Genomic DNA, 18,403 nt, shown 5'->3' on the forward strand with positions numbered 1-18,403 from the left:
CAGTGATTTGGCCCGATCCGGATCGCGCCGCGCAATTGTGGCGCGCGCACCATGACGATCTCGCCGCGCTGACCGCGCGCGACCGGCTGCGTTCGCTCAAACCCCGGCGAGGCTGTGACTTTGCCTCCAACGACTATCTCGCGCTGTCGGGCTCTGCCCGGCTGCGCGATGCGATGGCCGATGCGCTCGCGCGCGGGGTTCCGGCGGGATCGGGCGGATCGCGGCTGTTGCGCGGCAACGATCCCGAACACGAAGCGCTCGAAGCAGAAGCGGCGGCCTGGGCGGGCAGCGAATCCGCGCTGTTCCTGTCATCGGGCTATGCCGCCAATGTCGCCTTGCTTGCCACTTTGCCGCAACGGGGCGACCTGATCATTCATGACGAGCTGATCCACGCCTCGATGCACGAAGGGCTGCGCCTGTCGCGCGCCATGGCGATCGCCGTGCCGCACAACGATGCCGATGCCTTTGCCGACGCCGCCGCGCATTGGCGCGCAAAGGGGGGGCGCGCAAAGGGGGGGCACGCAAAGGGGGGGCACGCCAACGGGGAGCATGGGCGGATCTGGCTGGCGTTTGAAACGCTCTATTCGATGGATGGCGACCGCGCGCCGCTGGCCGATCTCGTGGCGATTGCCGAACGCCATGACGCGATCATGCTGATCGACGAAGCCCATGCCACCGGCGTATTCGGGCGCGGCGGGCGCGGTCTGGTCGCCGATCTGGCCCAACCGCTCGACGGGCGGCCCGATACCATCGTTTTGCGCACATGCGGCAAGGCGCTGGGGGCCGAAGGCGCGCTGATCTGCGCGCCCGCCGTGGTGCGCGATTTCCTGATCAACCGGGGCCGCCCGTTCATCTTTTCGACCGCGCCCTCGCCGGTCATGGCCGCCACCGTGCGCGAGGCGATCCGCATCTGCGCCGATGAGCCCGAACGCCGCGCGCGCCTGGCGGCGCTCGTTGCCGAAGCGGGACGCACGCTGGCCCCGCTCGGCGCGACCGTAACGGGCACGCAGATCCTTCCGCTGATTCTGGGCGAAGATGCGCGCGCGATGCGCCTGGCCGGTGCGCTGCAAGTCGCCGGGTTCGACGTGCGCGGCATCCGCCCGCCAACCGTGCCGCAGGGCACCGCGCGGCTGCGCATCTCGTTGACGCTCAACAGCCGCCCCGAAGATCTGCGCGCGCTTGCCGAAGCGCTGACCTGTGCCCTGGAAGGCGAACCGCTATGACCGCCTTTGTCGTGACCGGCACCGATACCGGCATCGGCAAGACCGTGTTTGCCGCCGCGCTGACCGGGGCGATTGCCGCGCATTACTGGAAGCCGGTGCAATCCGGGCTGATGGATGGCGCCGACGCCGATACCGTCGCGCAGCTTTCCGGGGTGCCGCGCGATCGCATCCTGCCCGAGGCCTATCGCCTGACGCAGCCGCTTTCGCCGCATCGCGCTGCCGAGCTCGACGGGCTGGTGATCGATCCGGCCCGGCTCGCGCTGCCGCCGCAACGCCCGCTGGTGGTCGAAGGCGCAGGCGGCGCGCTGGTCCCTGTCACGCGCAGCACGACCTATGCCGACATCTTTGCCTGGTGGAACCTGCCGGTGATCGTCGTCGCGCGCACCGGCCTTGGCACGATCAATCACAGCCTGCTGACGATCGAGGCGCTCCATGCGCGCGGCGTGACAGTGCACGGCGTCGCCTTTGTCGGCGATGCCAACGAGGACAACGAGGCGACCATTGCCGCGATGGGCAAAGTCCGTCGCCTCGGCCGCCTCCCCATCCTGCCCGTGCTCGATCGCGACAGCCTGGCCGCCGCGTTCGTCGCCGGGTTCGACATGAAGGCCTTCGGATGAGCGCGATCTGGCACCCGTTTACCCAACACGGATTGCACGAGCCCATCCCGCAGGTCGAACGGGCCGAAGGCGCCGCGCTTTACACCCGCGACGGGCGCCGCGTGATCGACGCCGTGTCGAGCTGGTGGGTCACGACGCACGGGCACAATCACCCGCGCATTGTCGCCGCGATCCGCGATCAGGCCGAACGGCTCGACCAGGTGATCTTTGCCGGATGGACGCACCAGCCCGCCGAGGATGTTGCCGCCGGACTGCGCGCGCTGCTGCCGGCAGAGCTGACGCGGGTGTTCTTTTCCGACAGCGGATCGACCAGTGTCGAAGTCGCGCTGAAAATGGCGCTGGGATTCCATGCTCATACCGGCACCGGGCGCAGCCGCATTCTGGTGATGGAACACAGCTATCACGGCGATACCATCGGCACGATGTCGGTCGGCGCGCGCGGCGTGTTCAACGCGCCCTATGATCCGCTGCTGTTCGATGTCGGCACGATTCCCTTTCCCACCGGCCCTCATCCGACCAACGATGGTGAAGCGACTCTGGCCGCGCTCGACGCCGCCTGCCGCGAAACGCGCCCGGCGGCGCTGATCGTCGAGCCGCTGGTGCTCGGCGCGGGCGGCATGCTGTTTTATACGGCGGATGTCCTGCGCGCGATGGCGGCGATCTGCCGCGCGCATGGCGTGTTGTTCATCGCCGACGAAGTGATGACCGGCTGGGGCCGCACCGGCACTTTGCTGGCCTGCGATCAGGCCGGGGTGGTGCCCGATATTCTCTGTCTTGCCAAAGGATTGACCGGCGGATCGATGCCGCTGGCGGTAACCATGGCGACCGAGCCGATCTATGCGGCGCATTGCTCGACCGACCGCGCCAAGACCTTTTTCCATTCGTCGAGCTTTACCGCCAATCCGATCGCCTGCGCAGCGGCGGCGGCGAATATCGCGATCTGGCAGGACGAGCCGGTGCGCGAACGGATCGCGGCCCTGGCCACGCGACAGGCGGCGATGGTCGAACGGCTGGCCGCCTTGCCCGGCGTTGCCAATCCGCGCACTTGCGGCACGATCGCGGCGATCGACGTGATCGCGCCCGACGGCGGCTATCTCTCGACACTGGGCCCGCGCCTGCTCGCGCTGTTTCGCGAGGCAGACGTGCTGCTGCGCCCGCTCGGCAACACGGTCTATGTCCTGCCGCCCTATTGCCTCGACGAAGCCGACCACGCGCGGGTCGAAGCCGCGATCACCACGGCGCTCGCAGCCGTCACGCGTTAGGCACCCGGTGGAGGTCCGGGCGGGGGCGGGATCGGCATCCGCCGCACGTTCAGGATCTTGACCGGGTCGGCGAGCATCTGCCCGCGCATCACGCCTTCGCCCTCGGTCGGCGAAATCGGCGCGTCCCAGATCTTGCGCACCACGTCCATCCCCGACACGACCTGGCCAAACACGGCATAGCCGACGCGAAGATCGGGATCGGTCGCCTTGGGATCGGCATCGAGCCCGGTCATTTCGGACAGGAGGATCGAAAAATCGGCAGTCGCCGTGCCCGGCGCATTGCGCGCCATCGAAATGGCCCCCGCCTTGTGCGACAGCCCGGTCTGCGTGGTCGGTTCGTGCGCGATCGGCGGGAACAGGCGGCGCGGATCGCGCAGGCCCGCCTGGACCAGACCATTGGGCTGATCCCCCCAGGCCAGATGCATCGCGCGGTAGAACGTGATCCCGTCAAACCGCCTGGTATCGACATAGTGCAGGAAATTGGCGGTGGTGATCGGCGCATGCTTGCCGTCGAGATCGATCTCGATCGTGCCCAGCGTCGTCACCAGCGCGACACGGACGGTATCGGCCAGCGGAATCGGCGCAGGCGCAGGCGCCGCCTTGTGCCCGGCATGGGCAGGCGCCGCCATCGCCGTGACGCCAGACAAGGCGAGCAGGATGACGGATAGGGCGGCAGCGAATCGGCGAATCATCATGCGCCGATCGTGCCCCAGGCGCCCCGCCTCTGCCAAGCCCCCGCCCCTGCCAAGCAATCGCGTCAAACGACCCGGGCGTTAACACGCCCCCCCGCGCATCTACCGAGGCGCCCCATCATGCTTCATCGACAAGTGGAGGGTTAATTCCGGCAAACCGGTCTGTCCGGGCAAATCCCCCCGGCCGAAGCGCAAATCCGGCCACCCAAGTCTCGCGGGAGCCGTCATGGTCCGTATTCGCATCTCCACCAAGCTCTTGACCGCTTTTTCCCTGCTGCTTGCGATCATGGCGCTTACGGGCCTGTTCGCGATGCAGAAGATGGGCGAAGTCGATGCCCTGTCGGGCGAATTGCGCGGTCGTTGGTTGCCCGCGTCCCAATCGCTGGGCGACATTCACGCCTATCTGTCGCAATACCGCATCAAGCAGGGCGATCTGATCGACACGCCGTCGGATCGCACCGAAAAACTGGTGCGCAATGCCCAACTGGTGGTCGACGGCCTGCTCGACGATTACGCCAAGCATGCCGATGCCAAGCAGAAGACCGCGCTCGATACGCTGCGTCAGGGATGGACGGCCTATACCGCCGAAAATGCCCGGATCGTGACTCTCGCGCGCGGCGGGGATGCTTCGGCGCGGGCGCTGTTTCAGGGCGAAGCGCTCGACCAGTTCTATGCCATCGAGGACAATGTCCTGGCGATGATCGATCAGGACAGCAAGGCCGCTGCCGAAGTGTCGAATCGCAGCGCGCAGATCTATGCTTCGGCGCGCACCGTGCTGATCGGCGCGATCATCGGCGGTCTGGGCGCGGCGATCGCCCTGATGGGCGTGTTGATGGCCAATATCGCGCGACCGTTGTCCCGCATGAGCGAGGCGGTCGGGCGACTGATTGCCGGCGACATGGCGGTCGACCTGCCCGGGATCGGCCGCGGCGACGAAATAGGCGCGCTGGCTGCCGCGCTCGATCAGTTCAAGGCCCTGGTCGCCGCCGATGCGACACGTGCCGCCGAGGAAAAGGCGCGCGCCGCGCAGACCCGGGCCACGATCCAGGCGATCGGCGGCGGACTGGCGGCCCTGGCCGCAGGCAATCTGGGCCATCGCGTCCCCGAAAACGGCGAAGGCGAACTGGCCAAACTGCATGCCGATTACAACACGGCGGTCGGCGAACTGGCCCATGTGCTGGGCAAGATCATCGAAGGCTGCGCCACGATCCAGACGGGCACGATGGACATCTCCACCGCCGCCAATGACCTGGCGTTGCGCAGCGAGCAACAGGCCTCATCGATCACCGAAACCGCCCGGACCCTGGGCGAATTCACCGGCACAGTGCGCATCACTGCCGACAACGCGCGCCAGACCAGCGGCCGACTGGGCATCGCGCGCAGCACCGCCGGCACGGTCGAAGACATCTCGCGCAAGGCCATCGCAGCCATGCGCTCGATCGAAGGATCATCGCGCGAGATGTCGGAAATCGTGAATGTGATCGACGGCATCGCCTTTCAAACCAACCTGCTGGCGCTCAACGCCGGGGTCGAGGCGGCGCGCGCGGGCGATTCGGGCAAGGGCTTTGCCGTCGTCGCCAACGAAGTCCGCGCGCTGGCGCTGCGCAGCGCCGAAGCGGCCAAGGACATCAAATCGCTGATTTCGACCAGCACCGACCAGATCGGCGGCGGGGTCAGCCTGGTCGAATCGAGCGGCGATGCCTTGCGCCAGATTGTCGGCGAAGTCAGCGCGGTGTCCGACCTGGTCAACCAGATCGCCGAAGCGGCGGAAAAACAGGCGACCGGCATTGCCGAAATTTCCGACATGGTCTCCTCGATGGACCGCTTTACGCAAGCGAACGCAGCAATGGTCGAGGAAACCTCGGCCGGTACGCGCAACCTGTCACAGGAAACGCTGCGCCTGATGGAGCAATTGCGCCGGTTCAGCATCGACCAGACCCGCAGCGGAACCGCGCAGGAATCGTCGGACGACACCCACAGCTTTTCCCGGCCCGTCAGCGCGATCGCGCCTGCGCGTCCGTTGCGCCCGATCCCCGCGACCCCCGCCGCCCCGGCGTTCGACGGCCCAGCGTTCGACGGAAACGCCGCGCTGCGCCACGATCCGGCCCCTTCGACCGACGACTGGTCGGAATTCTGACCCACCCCTCTCGTGCAAATACCTAGGTCCGGTTTGGCACAGAACTAACCCCGACCCGCCATAAGCTATTCAGGTCATTGAGAAAGCAGCTTTTTACCGCAAGTCCCCCGGCACTCCCCCCGCCTGTCCCCCCCCAAAAAGAAGGACGCCACAATGCCCAAGACTCTGGCCCTGTCCATCGCCCTCGGCATGTCCGCCCTGACCCTGGCCCCGACAACGGCCTCGGCGCAGTCGGCCGACTGGATCAAATCGGTCGCGCGCACCATCGCGGCCAAACAGACGTATCCACGCAGCGCACAAATGCGCGGCGAGGAAGGTACGGCCAAAGTAAAGATCTTCATCAGCGCGAGCGGCGCGGTCGAACGCACCGAGCTGGTCAGCCCCTCCGGCTCTTCGACGCTGGACAAGGAAGCGCTGGCGCTGCCCACGCGCGCCGGCCAGGTGCCTGCCCCTCCGGGCGGGCCGACCGCAGTCACCGTTCCGATCACCTGGAAGCTGCTCTGAACGCCCTGGACTATCCGTTTTTCCAGTCGGCTGCCGCCTAGCCCCCTCTCCCGTCGGCAGCCGCATTTCCCTGGAAAGCCCCGCCCTTTCACGGCCGGGGCGATCGGGGGGCGGAGCAATCCGCCCCCCTCTTTTTGGTTACAGATCCTCGATCCGTTCGGGAGTCAGCCGACCGCGCATGACGTCGGCAAAGCCCATCCAGTTGCCGCGCACCCGGCCCAGCCGATCGACCCAGGGTTCGGGCCAGAGGCTGCGCACGTGATTGGTGGCGAGATTGCGCATCATCAGCCGCCAGGCCTTGGCCCCCGGCATCGTCCCCTTGCGCCAGAGATAAATCGGGTTTTGAACTTGCGAATAGCCTAGCCGCACACCCGATGTACGGCCCGATTTGGTGCCCAGGTGTACGCCGACAAAGGCATCGCTGGCCACCATGCGCCCGCGTCGGCTGACTTGCACCGACAGATCGACATCCTCCTGCCAGCCATAGAGTTTTAGCCGCTCGTCAAAACGCAGGCCGTCGAGCGCGGACAGGCGAAAGGCCATGTTGCATCCGTAAAGATCGGGCACGTCGCGCAGTCTGGCGGGCGTGCGGAGCGCCTTGCGGTCATGCGCGGCAACGATCGCTTCGGCGCGGGTATAGGGAATGCCCGGCGTCTTGATCCCGTCGGCCAGAACCACGCCCGTCGCGCCGACCACATCGGGACGATCGGCAAACAACCGCCCGATCCCGGCCACGGCATGGCGCGAAGGCACGAAATCATCATCGAAAAACACCACGACATCGCCGTCTCCGGCCAGATGATCGAGACCGGCATTGCGCTGCGCCGGCAGACCCCGCCGCGCAATGACCACCTCGCAGCCCTTGCGCAGATGCGCCGGCGGCAAATCGCGCTCCGCCGCAACCGACACGATGATCCGCGAGGGCGCCCGAGTCTGGCGCGAAAGGTCGCGGATGACCGATGCCACGCATTCGGGGCGCCCGGTCGAGGCAATGATCACCGCGACGCGCAAATGATCTGGCGCATGGGTCATCGGACTGTCTCCTTGGTCTTGAAAACGGGAAAGGAACGGAAAATCAGGTGCGCGGGCATCAGGCGGCGCAAGGCCAGCTGGATCGCGACAAAGACCGCGCCGAGCGCGAGCGAATTGCGCATGAGCACGAGGATCGCGGCAAACCCGGCATCCTGACCGGCCGGCGCCAGCATCAGCGCGACCCCGGCGCAGCCCAGCCCCGAGACCAGCGCCAGCGCAAACGGACGCAGCGCCAGCCGCAGCGACAGCCCGCCTTCGGCCACGAGATAAAACAGCAGCGGCCCCAGCATCAGCAAGGCGGCAATCATGTCGCCCAGCGCCACCGCCATGATCCCGAACGGCAGCGCGAGCAGAAAGCAGCCCAGCCCCGCCCCCGCCGTCAACAGCGCCTGACGCCGGGTCAGCCAGGCCTTGCCGATCAGCGGGAACAGCGGCTCGGCCAGCGCCTGCGGCAGCCGGGCGATCATCCCCAGCGACAAGACCATGACCAGCCCCGCCGCGCCCGACCAGCGCGCCCCGAGCAGCAGCCGCACCACGCCGGTCGATTCAAGCGCGAGCACGACAAACAGCGCGGCGCCCACGGTAACCGCGACATCGAGAAACTGATGCGCCGTGGCATGGAGCCGCAAGGGAACCGCCGCAGCCCCTCGCGACAGGTGCATCGCGCCCGAGCCGTTGTCGCGATCGAGCGCGGCGCGCAGCCATGACCAGCCGACCGCGCGCGCCGGTTCGCGGATCACTTCCTGCGCCGTCCCGCCCAGCCGCATCGCCGCGCGATAAATCCCGACCAGCGCGGGCGAAAACGCCGCGCCGATAACCAGCGTGGTCAGATTGCCCTGAAGATAGGTCAGCACCCGCGCCGCCAGAATATGCCACGAAAAGCGAGTCATCTCGCCCAGCCCCGCAGCGCGCGGCACGGCAAGGCCAAGCCGACCCGCCCCGAGCGTATAGCCGCCCAGTTCGACGCCGAGCAGCGCCAGTTTCGCCCAGGCGAGCGCTGCCAGCCCGGCGCCGTGATGCAGCAGCGCGACCCCCGCGACAAAACCCGCCGCCTCGCACAGCCATTGCACAACGGCCATGTGGCGCAGCCGCCCGGCCCGCGTCAGCACCCCCATCTGCACCGAAACCAGCGGTCGCGCGACGACCCACGGCAGCAGCAGCCCCGCCATCATCGCCAATTCCGGAGCGAACCCCAGATGCCGACCCAGCGCGATCAAGGCCATGCCCAGCACCGCGATCACCGCCCCGGTCATCAGCGCCGCCGCGCCCGCCTCATCGATCTGGCGCGGCGTCGGCGCACAAAGCACCCATTCGCGCCAGCCCGCCTCGGCCAGCACGGTCAGCCCGACAATGATCGCAAAGGCCAGGCTGAACACCCCGAAATCGGCAGTCGTCAGCACCCGCGCGGCATAAAGAAACAGCGCGAACTGCATCGCCTGCGCGGCGATCCGGGCCAATGCCAGCCCGCCTGCGCCCATCGCCCGCGCGCGTATTCCTGTTCGCGCCAGACTGGTTCGCTCAGGCCCGGTTTTGGGCACGCGCCGCCCGTCGCGCAAAGGTGCGGTCAGGCGCAGGCCCGCCGCCGTACTGTCGATCGTTTCCAGTTTCACCGGTCCAACTGACCCCGGCAGGCCCCGCCGGGCAATCGCCGAAGCCGCGATATTGAACCCTTCCCGCGCACCCGAGTCGCGAGGCCGCCCCTCGACACGCGCATCGCGGCCTGCATGAACTGCGCGCAGCGGGGCCCTCTGCGAAGCGGAGCAATCCGGCCCCAGTCCCCTCGATAATGGTCGAACTCGCGATTGCCTGAACCAGAGCGCCCGACAAAGATCGCGGACAGGCCAGTCGACCAACGCCATTTCGCAACCGCATTCGACGCCGGAGCAAGGATTCTTGGTGTACCCGCGCAAGGTCATCATCAACGGCAGGTTTCTGCTCGGCGGTTCCACCGGGGTTCACCGCGTGGCCGAAGAATTGACGCGCCAATGCCACGCGCTGACACAGGAAGGGCAACCGCTGGCGCAGCGGATCGCCTTTGAACTATGGGTTCCGCCGGGCGCGCGCGGCGGCGCGGCGGCGCTGGGCGTGCCTTATCGCGTGGTCGGCCCGCTCGGCGGACGCGTATGGGAACAAGTGACTCTGCCGCTGATGGCGCGCGGGACGATGATTCTCAGCTTGTGCAATGTCGGCGTGATGGCCGCGGCCAATTCGGTCACGATGATCCACGATGCACAAATCCACATCACGCCTGAAAGCTATAGCCCCTCGTTTCGCGCCTGGTATCGATTCCAGCAGGGGATCATCGGCCATCGCCACCGCCGCATTCTGACCGTTTCGGAATTTTCGCGCGCCCAACTGGTCCGCTTTGGCGTGGCACCCGATGAAGCCATCCGCGTCATTCACAACGGCATCGACCATATTGGCAAGGCGCAGCCCGACCTTTCCATTCTCGACCGCCTCGGCCTGCAGCCGGATCGCTTCGTCATCTCGCTGGCCAATACCCAGGCGCACAAGAACATCCCGATGCTGCTGCGCGCGTTCGCCGATCCCGCGCTCGCCGACATGACGCTGGTCCTGTTCGGTGCGCAAGGCGCCGAAGCCTTTCGCGCCGCCGGCCATGCCATGCCCGACAACGTGCGCTTTGCCGGGCGCATCAACGACAGCGAACTCGCCGCGCTGTTCACCACCGCCCGCTGCATGGCGTTCCCTTCATCCACGGAAGGGTTCGGCCTGCCCCCGCTCGAAGCGATGCAATCCGGCTGCCCCGCGATCGTCGCCAAGGCCGGCGCCCTGCCCGAAGTCTGCGGCGACGCCGCACTCTACGCCGACCCCACCGACCCCGCCCCCTGGATCAAGGCCATCCTCCGCCTCGGCCAAGACCCCACCTTGCGCCACCACCTGATCACCACCGGCCAAACCCAATCCGCCCGCTTCACCTGGCGCGCCGCCGCCGAACGCCTGATCGAGGAACTGCTGGCGATCTGATGGGGGCGTGGGGGTTGCACGGCGGCATTTGCGGACGGACCGGAACGGCTCCTTCGCAAAACTTGCGTGTGATAAGCTGCAGATCCTGACGTTTACTGCCTTCATCAGCCACGCGCCCCAAAAATTCAGCCACTGCGAGACGACTTGGCGGCCACTCTCTTTCAGGCCCCAGAGGTGTAAATGTCCCGGCCCGCAGATTGCCAAAGGAAGGCTCGGCTTGCTAACTTGCATTGCTAGCATTTGGCCAACTGGACATGGCGCCGCCGATTTGCTATTGAGATGTTCGTATTATGTTCCACATTGCAGCGGCCATGCGAAAAGCCGTTCGTCGTCCCAAGGAAGCGGTCGATGTTGATCTACCGTAGGACCAGTATATTTGAATCGCCGGCCCAAACCTTGGTGAACACCGTCAATTGTGTTGGGGTCATGGGTAAGGGCCTAGCTCACGCGTTCAAGGAGCGCGAGCCGGACATGTTCAAGGCTTACAAGCGCATCTGCGATCAGCACGCGCTGGAGCCCGGCAAGCTCTGGCTGTGGCGCGGAAAGGGCAACTGGGTGCTGAACTTCCCGACCAAGGTACATTGGCGCAACCCCTCGCGGATCGAATGGATCGAGCAAGGTCTGGCAAAGTTTGTGTCCGCCTATGCTGACCAGGGTATCACGGAGATTTCGTTTCCCCAGCTCGGCTGTGGAAACGGCAATTTAGACTGGGCTGATGTAAGCCTGCTCATGGAGCACTATCTCGCGAAGCTCCCAATCCCGGTCTATATCCACGACTACACCGTCGATGTCGGCTTGCCTGAGCACCTCGAGCCAATTGCCCGCGCGTTGATAGACGCGGGCGTCTCAAGCGGCAGTTTCGACAGCTTCATTGCCTCGATCGGCGAAGCGCTCACGGTGGCGAACGGCGAGATGACGACACTTGACGCCCGGTCCTCGTTTCGGGCCAGTTTTCGCGATGACAACGTGCTGGCGATCGAGACCGAAACCAGCAGCTGCGTGCTTGAGGAAGACGATTTGCGCGGCGTTTGGTTCGACATGCGGTCCGGATTGGTCACTCGGGAGAACGCGGGGTGGTCGGTCAAGGCCGGCGGCGAGCCACTGCTCTCGCTCCTCAGTGTCCTTCCCGATATGCGGCCAGTCCAAATCCAGCGTCCTGGCCGGTCCGATCCAGAGTTCGCGGTAGAGCCGCGCCCCAACCTCGGCGGGGCGGTGTCCACCGGCCAAACACGCGGGCAGCAAGAACTCGCATGGCATTGAGCGAGGCGTTCGTCGGCCAACATATCGCGCGTTGGCAAGGCGAACTCACCAGCCCGGTCTATGCCCACCGCAGGCACTGGCCTTTGCACCTGTTCCACCATGCACCGGTCGAAAATGCAGCCGCCATTCTTCGCGACGGGTGTCTGCGCTCCAGAAACGATGCCGCCAGCCAACGCGCCCGCGACGTCGCGGCACCAGGGGTCATAGATGCGCGTAATCACGCGCACGGTTCAGTCCGGCTCTATTTCCGGCCCAAGACACCGACGCAGTGGCATATTGAGGGTATCCGCAAACCCGGCGAATGCCACTACGGCAACGATGCCCATGCTCCGGTCCTTGTGATGTTCTTGCTCGATGCGCGATCGGTGCTGACCCGGCCCGGCGTTCGTTTCTCAGACAAGAATATGCAGCTTGCAGGAGCCGTACCGGGTGACAGCGAGGCCTATTTCGCCCAGATTCCTTTCGCGAAAGTCTTTTCCGAGGGAGGCACTGGTCGCGATCGGTCGCTAACCGATGCGAGATGCGCAGAAGTTCTTGCACCCTCCCCTCTCGCCTTGGCCGGCACGCTACGCAGCATTTGCCTACGCTCTGAGCCTGAAAAGGAAACGTTGCTGCACATGCTCGGCGACCAAAGAGGGGAATGGGAGCGCTTCTGCCATGTGTCGGATGCCTTGAAGGTGTTCGAGAAGGAATACGCCTTTGTGAACGTTCTGCGCCTGACGAGTGAAGGGGTGATTTTCCGGCTCAACTCGCGGAAAGACGGTCAGAAGATCGCACTGCAGATCGATGTTTGGGACAGCAACGGACGCCGCGTCGTCGACTTCTACAACGAAGCTCACGAACCGGTTCCACCAGACCCGCGGAAAAATTGGATCTGGCGGCATCCGCTGACGCACGACATGTACTTCGTGGAGGTCCGTCTCGAGGGACAGCTCGCTTATCAGAGCCACATGGTGCTGGGCGACACCTTGTTCTAGATGAATGAACGAATGACCGCCATTAGGTAGTTTTCGGGTCACTCTGGATGTCAGCTTTTACGGCGATTGCGGCCTCTCCCGTAATCGGGAGTGCGGGCGGCGCTGGCAGCAGGTATCGCGCTTAGCTGTATGGTTAGCCAAGGAGGTGCCTTATGGCTCAGTTCTCGGTTCACGATGCCAAGACCAACTTGTCCCGTCTGATCGCTGACGCCTTGGCGGGCGGTGAATTGGTGATCGCGCGTGGCAGTGTGCCGGTGGTGCGGCTCGTGCCGGTCGAGCCGGTTGGGTGCCGCGTGTTCGGGGCGCTGAAGGGCAAGATCGCTCTGGATGCGAGCTTCCATGAGCCGCTGCCCGAGGATGAGCTGGATGGGTGGAATCTCGCTTGAGATTGCTGCTCGATACGCACGTCTTGATCTGGTGGCTGGCGGGCGACGAGGCCTTGAGCCGCCGCGCTCACTGCAATCGTGTTGGCTTCATCGGCAATGGCCTCGCAGGCGAGATGAACATCACCCACAAAGACCCGTTCGACCGCGTCCTGATCGCCCAGGCACTGGCCGAGGGCATGCGGCTGGTTTCCAACGAAGCCTTGTTCGACAGTTTTGCCGTCCAGCGCCTCTGGTAAAAGCCTGATAACCGGCCACCTGGCCAAATGGCCCGTCACAGCAAGCCAAAATCAGGCTGCAAACGGCGGCCATGATAACGAATGCAACCGATCCGGCCTGCTGAACGTAGTTATGGGGACTCGGCTTCGCGCAGGCCATCGCAATCATCGTGGGGCGACTTGGGCATCCCCGGCGGCGCTTTCGTCGTCTTCTGATTGGGCGCGGCGCATGGCGGCGGCGAATTGGGTGGTCAGGCGGACGAGGGCGTCGATGTCGGTTGCGGTCCAGTCGGCAAAGCTGCGGCGGAGCAGGTGTTCGCGGGCGGAATCGATACAGGCGACCATGGCCTGCCCGGGCGTCGTCAACACACAGGCGCGGCGGCGGCGGTCGGTGGTGTCGACGATGCGGGCGATCAGGCCCTGCGTTTCCATCCGGGCGAGTTGGCGGCTGACGGTGGTGTGATCGCGGCCCACCCGGTCGGCCAGATCCCTCACGCCGATCGGGCCCAGTCTGCCGGTCAGGACCAGCAGCGGAAACAGCGCGCGATCAAGCGCGATCCCCGCTTCGCGGATCAGCACCGCGTCACGTTCCGGGCCGTTCATCATCGCGACGATGTCGAGCACAGCGGTGTGCAGGCGGTCCAATCGGGGTGACATGTGTGTGTTTTGCAAGTTTTTCTTGGCTCATCTGCGCGAGGAATACACTTGCGCATTACACCTAATTCCCGTGATCGAAAGGCCCCCGCCGCGCTGTACCCGCTAACCGATGCGGCGGATCGGGGTGCTTACGTCGCGCAAGTCGGTCTCGAGGCCCAACCCTTGCGCGACGGCGGCGCGGATGCCCGCGTCGAACACTTCGGGGGCGAAGCGGCGGGCGTTGGCCAGCGCGGCGGCGGGGGAAAAGTCGCTCAGCCACGCTTCGCAGCGTTCGACCGCGTCGATCAGCGATTCGACCGATTGCTCGTCGAAGAACAGGCCGGTCTCGCCGTCGATCACCGTTTCGCGCGCGCCGCCGCCGGCATAGGCGATCACCGGGCGGCCCGAGGCGTTGGCTTCCACCGGGATCATGCCGAAATCCTCTTCCGCCGGGAAAATCAGCGCGCGGCATTGCGCATAAGCACGGGTCAGCGCGGCGAAATCGAGCCGGGGGACGATCGTCACGTTGGGCGTGGCGCGGCGCGCGACATCGGCGGCCATTTCGCCGGTGCCGACCATCAGCAGCGGCAGGCCGAGCCGGGCAAAGGCATCGACCACCAGATCGGCCCGCTTGTAGGGGGTCATCTGCCCGACCCACAAGTAAGGCCCGTCCACCGTGTCCGACAGGCCAAACCGCGCCACATCGATCGGCGGATGGACCACAGCCGCGTCGCGGCCCCACGATTTGCGGATGCGCCGGGCGATGAACGCGCTGTTGGCCAGGACGCGGTCGGGCCGCTGCGCCGAGATCGCATCCCATTGGCGCAAGCGGTGAAACATCGACGGCATGACCCGCTTGGTCAGCCAGCCGGCGCGCGCGTGGTAATCGTGAAAATGATCCCACAAATAGCGCATCGGCGAATGGCAATAACACAGATGAAACGCATCGGGCGGCGCGATCACGCCTTTGGCCGGGCCCGCCTCGCTGCTGATCACCAGATCGTATCCGCGCAAGTCCAACGCTTCGAGCGCCATCGGCATCAGCGGCAGGTAATGCTGATAAAACCGCTGCGCGCCGGGCAATTTGGCAATGAACGTGGTCTGGATACGATGCGCGCGGATCGTATCGGACAGCCGATCGGGGCGCACGACATGGGTAAAGATGTCGGCGCCGGGATAGAGCCGCAACAAGCGTTCGAGCACGCGTTCGCCGCCGCGCATGCCGACCAGCCAGTAATGGATGATCGCGACCCTTGGTCCCTTTGCGCCCAGCGCCATGTCTTGCCCCTGCAGATAATCGTCAAAGGCGACAATGCGGGGCAAGGCGCCTGCAAAAAACCGCAAGCGGCTCCGCTTCCGACCGGCCAGACGGGGTCTGGCGCCGCGCCGGGAGCGATTTTGCAGGCCTTTGCGCGCATGACGGCGGCGCAAGGTTAGCACCAAATCCGGCCCATCTTGCCAAAGCGCGGCAAATACGGGCCCAATCGAGCCGAACGGGGCTGGCATTCGCACACCATGAAGGCCATATGCGGCCCATAACGACGCGGCCACCCGGCTCGATTCCAGAAAAAGAGGCAGTGATGACGATCACGGTAAAAGATCTGATGCTGGAATGCGGCGTGGCCTTTGGCACGAGCGGCGCGCGCGGTCTGGTTACAGCCATGACCGACCGGGTCTGCTATGGCTATACTGCCGGATTTCTGGGTTATATGGCCGAACAGGGCGAATTTGCGCCCGGCGGCGAAGTGGCGCTGGCGGGCGATCTTCGCCCCAGCTCGCCGCGCATCCTGGCCGCCTGCGCGCGGGCGATACGCGATCTGGGCGGGGTTCCGGTGTTTTGCGGCTATGTCCCGACCCCGGCTCTGGCGCTGTTTTCCTTTGCGCGCGGCATTCCCTCGCTGATGGTCACCGGCAGCCATATCCCGGCCGACCGCAACGGCATCAAATTCTATCGCTCGGCGGGCGAAGTGCTCAAGGAAGACGAAGCCGGGATGAGCCGGCAAGTCGTCGATCTGGGCGGCGGTCGCTTCGATGCGGCGGGCATGCTGGTCGAAGTCGAAACGCTGCCCCCGGTCAGCGACGCGGAAAACCCCTATGTGCAGCGCTATATCGACCATTTCGGCGCAGGCGCGCTGTCGGGCAAGCGCGTCGGCGTCTATCAGCATTCGGCGGTCGGGCGCGACATTCTCGCGCGGATTCTGGTCGGGCTGGGCGCCGAGATCGAACTGCTGGGCCGTTCCGAAGTGTTCGTGCCCGTCGATACCGAAGCGATCCGGCCCGAAGACGTGGTGCTGGCACGCGAATGGGCCGCGCAGTATCATTTCGACGCGATCGTTTCGACCGACGGCGATTCCGACCGCCCGCTGATTGCCGATGAAACCGGCAAATGGCTGCGCGGCGATGTGCTGGGCATTCTGTGCGCCAGCGTGGTCGGCGCGACCAGCGTGGTCACCCCGGTCAGCAGCAATACCGCCGTCGAAGTGTCGCACCGCTTTGCCAAAGTGGTGCGCACGCGCATCGGATCGCCTTATGTGATCAGCGCGATGCAGGCCGAACTGGCCGCCGGATCGGCCTGCGTGGTCGGCTATGAAGCCAATGGCGGCTTTCTGCTGGGCAGCGCCATCCCCGGCAAGGCGGGGCCGACAGTGGCCTTGCCGACGCGCGACGCGGTGCTGCCGATTCTCGAAGTGCTGGCCGCGAAAGCGCCCGGCGTTTCGGCGCAACTGGCCGACTTGCCGCAGCGGTTTACCTATTCCGACCGGATCATTCCGTTTCCGCCCGAAGCCAGTGCCAAACTGTTCGGGCAGCTGACTGCGGGTGATGCGGCGGCGCAGATCGCGCTGCAAACCAGCCTGTTCGGCGATTTTGCCGGGGCCGCGCAATCGATCGACCATACCGACGGGGTGCGCACGCACTTTGCCGATGGCGGTGTGATCCACTTGCGCGGATCGGGCAATGCGCCCGAATTGCGCTGTTACACCGAAGGCGTGAGCGAAGCCGAAGCGGTGTCGCTCAACGCCGCAGCGGTGAAGGCGATCAAGGCGCTGATGGGCCTTTCCTGACCGGCGGCGCGTCCCAGCCGCCGCCCAAGGCGCGATAAAGCTGCACTGTGGCCGAGCCCTGGGCGATCCGCGCCTGTTCGACGCTGTCGGCATCGTTGATCGCGGCGAGCCGCGCTTCCAGCACATCGCCCAGCGTGCGGCGCCCGGCGCGGAACAAGGCATCAGTCACGCTGGTCTGACGATCGGCGGCGATCCGCGCGGTTTCGCGCACGCCATGGGCAAGGTCGGCGCCATGGCGCAGGCTGCTGGCCGCTTCGACATCTTCGAGCGCGCCCAATGTCGCGCGGTCGGCCACGGCCAACATCGCATCAAGCTCTGCATCGCCGCCGACGACCCGCGCGCGCAGCCGCCCGGCATTGAACAGCGGCACCGAACCGCCGATCCCGGCGACAGCCATGTGCCCGTCGTACCCCGGAATGCCGGTCAGCCCGATGTGCCCTTCGCCGTCGCCCAGGACGATCGTGAAATGCGGCTTGAGATCGCTTTCCAGACTCTTGAGATGCGCCGCCGCCGCGACAACGGCTGCCTCTGCCGCGCGCACATCGGGCCGCCGCGCGAGCACCGCCGCCGGCAGTCCGCCGCCGGGCGCCGGGGGAATCACAATACCGCTGTCGCCGGGCACATCGATCGCCGCTTCGGGCAGATCGCCCGCCAGCACGGCCAGCCGCCGCTGGCGAATGGCAATCAGTTCGACCAGCGCGGGCCGCTGCGCCGCGATCCGCCCGCGCGCCGCCTCTGCATGGGCAAGCGCGGCCGCATCGGTCTGTCCCGCCGCCATCCGCGCGCGGACATAGCCGATCAGCGCGTCGGCGCTGGCGATCCCCTGATCGAGCAGCGCGAGCCGCCGCTTGAGCCCCGCCGTCTGCTGCCAGTTTTCAACCACATCGGCGGCGATCATGATCCGCATGCCCGCCGCGATGTCGGACGCGGCCAGCACGATCGCGCGCGCCGCATCGCGATCGGCATGGCGACCGCCAAACACGTCGGGATCCCATGCCGCGCCAAGCCCGAGGATCTGCCCATTGCCGACGCTGCCCGTCGCGCTGCCGGGATAGGCCGAAAGAATCTGCCCCAGCTCGCCGTTGATCGTGCCGCTGCCGCCGCTGACCCAGGCGGCGCCACCGGCGGCAATCGTCGGATAGAGCGCGGATTCGGTGACAGCCGCCATCGCCCGCGCCATACGCACCCGATCCGCGGCAAGGCGCAGATCCTGATTGGCCGCCAGGGCGCGATCGACCAGCCGATCGAGCGCGGGATCGCCCCATGCGGTCCACCAGCGATCGAGCGACACTTCGGGCGCGGCCGCAACAAAGGCAGCGGGCGGAACGACCGGCGCGCGATGCGGCTGCGTCGTCGGCACGGCGACACAGCCTGCCAGCGAGACGGCGGCGAAAAGGGCGATGGAGCGTTTCATG

At 66.1% G+C, this 18,403-nt stretch carries 17 protein-coding genes; 11 read left to right on the forward strand and 6 right to left on the reverse strand.

Going from position 1 to position 18,403, the window contains the following annotated elements; all coding sequences use genetic code 11:
* The first annotated feature begins 2 nt into the window (after nucleotides 1–2).
* From AQZ50_RS06205 to AQZ50_RS06215, 3 genes are read left to right on the forward strand one after another with little or no spacing between them, the layout of a single operon-like run.
* On the forward strand, nucleotides 3–1,223 hold the full coding sequence (locus tag AQZ50_RS06205; RefSeq protein WP_231730136.1) for an 8-amino-7-oxononanoate synthase: 1,221 nt from the start codon (nucleotides 3–5) through the stop codon (nucleotides 1,221–1,223).
* The gene (bioD, locus tag AQZ50_RS06210) at nucleotides 1,220–1,840 is read left to right on the forward strand and encodes a dethiobiotin synthase (RefSeq protein WP_067744204.1); all 621 of its coding nucleotides are present in this window, start codon (nucleotides 1,220–1,222) and stop codon (nucleotides 1,838–1,840) included. Before AQZ50_RS06205 ends, bioD begins: the two co-directional genes overlap by 4 nt.
* On the forward strand, nucleotides 1,837–3,102 hold the full coding sequence (locus tag AQZ50_RS06215) for an adenosylmethionine--8-amino-7-oxononanoate transaminase (protein ID WP_067744206.1): 1,266 nt from the start codon (nucleotides 1,837–1,839) through the stop codon (nucleotides 3,100–3,102). The genes bioD and AQZ50_RS06215 overlap by 4 nt, the downstream gene beginning before the upstream one ends.
* Here the strand turns inward: AQZ50_RS06215 and AQZ50_RS06220 are convergent.
* Entirely contained in the window at nucleotides 3,099–3,797 is a 699-nt protein-coding gene (locus AQZ50_RS06220) for a peptidylprolyl isomerase (RefSeq protein ID WP_067744704.1), read from the reverse strand. The genes AQZ50_RS06215 and AQZ50_RS06220 overlap by 4 nt on opposite strands.
* Before the next feature lie 223 nt (nucleotides 3,798–4,020).
* Here AQZ50_RS06220 and AQZ50_RS06225 point away from each other — a divergent pair, with 223 nt between their 5' ends.
* Nucleotides 4,021–5,931 carry a methyl-accepting chemotaxis protein gene (locus AQZ50_RS06225; RefSeq protein ID WP_067744209.1) on the forward strand — a complete coding sequence of 637 codons (1,911 nt, stop codon included), beginning with the start codon at nucleotides 4,021–4,023 and terminating at the stop codon, nucleotides 5,929–5,931.
* 153 nt (nucleotides 5,932–6,084) lie between these two features.
* Nucleotides 6,085–6,435: an energy transducer TonB gene (locus AQZ50_RS06230; protein WP_067744210.1), complete on the forward strand. Its 351-nt coding sequence runs from the start codon at nucleotides 6,085–6,087 to the stop codon at nucleotides 6,433–6,435.
* 138 nt (nucleotides 6,436–6,573) lie between these two features.
* On the opposite strand, the gene AQZ50_RS06235 is transcribed toward AQZ50_RS06230, so the two are convergent.
* The gene (locus AQZ50_RS06235) at nucleotides 6,574–7,467 is read right to left on the reverse strand and encodes a glycosyltransferase family 2 protein (RefSeq protein ID WP_067744212.1); all 894 of its coding nucleotides are present in this window, start codon (nucleotides 7,465–7,467) and stop codon (nucleotides 6,574–6,576) included.
* The gene (locus tag AQZ50_RS06240) at nucleotides 7,464–9,077 is read right to left on the reverse strand and encodes an oligosaccharide flippase family protein (protein WP_067744214.1); all 1,614 of its coding nucleotides are present in this window, start codon (nucleotides 9,075–9,077) and stop codon (nucleotides 7,464–7,466) included. Before AQZ50_RS06240 ends, AQZ50_RS06235 begins: the two co-directional genes overlap by 4 nt.
* Before the next feature lie 286 nt (nucleotides 9,078–9,363).
* Between AQZ50_RS06240 and AQZ50_RS06245 the strand changes: the two genes are divergently transcribed.
* The 5 genes from AQZ50_RS06245 to AQZ50_RS19985 all read left to right on the forward strand — a co-directional run bounded on the left by AQZ50_RS06245 (nucleotide 9,364) and on the right by AQZ50_RS19985 (nucleotide 13,311).
* Nucleotides 9,364–10,452: a glycosyltransferase family 4 protein gene (locus tag AQZ50_RS06245; RefSeq protein WP_231730137.1), complete on the forward strand. Its 1,089-nt coding sequence runs from the start codon at nucleotides 9,364–9,366 to the stop codon at nucleotides 10,450–10,452.
* A 348-nt stretch (nucleotides 10,453–10,800) separates the two neighbouring features.
* Entirely contained in the window at nucleotides 10,801–11,712 is a 912-nt protein-coding gene (locus tag AQZ50_RS06250) for a macro domain-containing protein (protein WP_067744217.1), read from the forward strand.
* On the forward strand, nucleotides 11,703–12,689 hold the full coding sequence (locus tag AQZ50_RS06255) for a DarT ssDNA thymidine ADP-ribosyltransferase family protein (protein ID WP_067744220.1): 987 nt from the start codon (nucleotides 11,703–11,705) through the stop codon (nucleotides 12,687–12,689). The genes AQZ50_RS06250 and AQZ50_RS06255 overlap by 10 nt, the downstream gene beginning before the upstream one ends.
* A gap of 152 nt (nucleotides 12,690–12,841) precedes the next feature.
* Nucleotides 12,842–13,075, forward strand: coding sequence for a type II toxin-antitoxin system Phd/YefM family antitoxin (locus AQZ50_RS06260; RefSeq protein WP_067744223.1), 234 nt, complete (start codon nucleotides 12,842–12,844; stop codon nucleotides 13,073–13,075).
* Nucleotides 13,072–13,311: a type II toxin-antitoxin system VapC family toxin gene (locus AQZ50_RS19985; protein WP_082703448.1), complete on the forward strand. Its 240-nt coding sequence runs from the start codon at nucleotides 13,072–13,074 to the stop codon at nucleotides 13,309–13,311. The genes AQZ50_RS06260 and AQZ50_RS19985 overlap by 4 nt, the downstream gene beginning before the upstream one ends.
* Before the next feature lie 144 nt (nucleotides 13,312–13,455).
* Here the strand turns inward: AQZ50_RS19985 and AQZ50_RS06270 are convergent, their stop codons facing one another.
* Complete coding sequence (locus AQZ50_RS06270) at nucleotides 13,456–13,947, reverse strand: MarR family winged helix-turn-helix transcriptional regulator (protein WP_067744226.1); 492 nt, start codon at nucleotides 13,945–13,947, stop codon at nucleotides 13,456–13,458.
* A gap of 102 nt (nucleotides 13,948–14,049) precedes the next feature.
* Nucleotides 14,050–15,204: a glycosyltransferase gene (locus AQZ50_RS06275; protein ID WP_067744707.1), complete on the reverse strand. Its 1,155-nt coding sequence runs from the start codon at nucleotides 15,202–15,204 to the stop codon at nucleotides 14,050–14,052.
* Nucleotides 15,205–15,506: 302 nt separating this feature from the next.
* Between AQZ50_RS06275 and AQZ50_RS06280 the strand changes: the two genes are divergently transcribed.
* Nucleotides 15,507–16,988, forward strand: coding sequence for a phosphomannomutase (locus AQZ50_RS06280; RefSeq protein ID WP_067744228.1), 1,482 nt, complete (start codon nucleotides 15,507–15,509; stop codon nucleotides 16,986–16,988).
* On the opposite strand, the gene AQZ50_RS06285 is transcribed toward AQZ50_RS06280, so the two are convergent.
* Complete coding sequence (locus tag AQZ50_RS06285) at nucleotides 16,963–18,402, reverse strand: TolC family protein (RefSeq protein ID WP_067744710.1); 1,440 nt, start codon at nucleotides 18,400–18,402, stop codon at nucleotides 16,963–16,965. The two genes, AQZ50_RS06280 and AQZ50_RS06285, sit on opposite strands and share 26 nt — an antisense overlap.
* Nucleotide 18,403: the final 1 nt, after the last annotated feature.

The sequence above is a fragment of the Novosphingobium sp. Fuku2-ISO-50 genome, from assembly GCF_001519055.1.
Taxonomy (GTDB): Bacteria; Pseudomonadota; Alphaproteobacteria; order Sphingomonadales; family Sphingomonadaceae; genus Novosphingobium.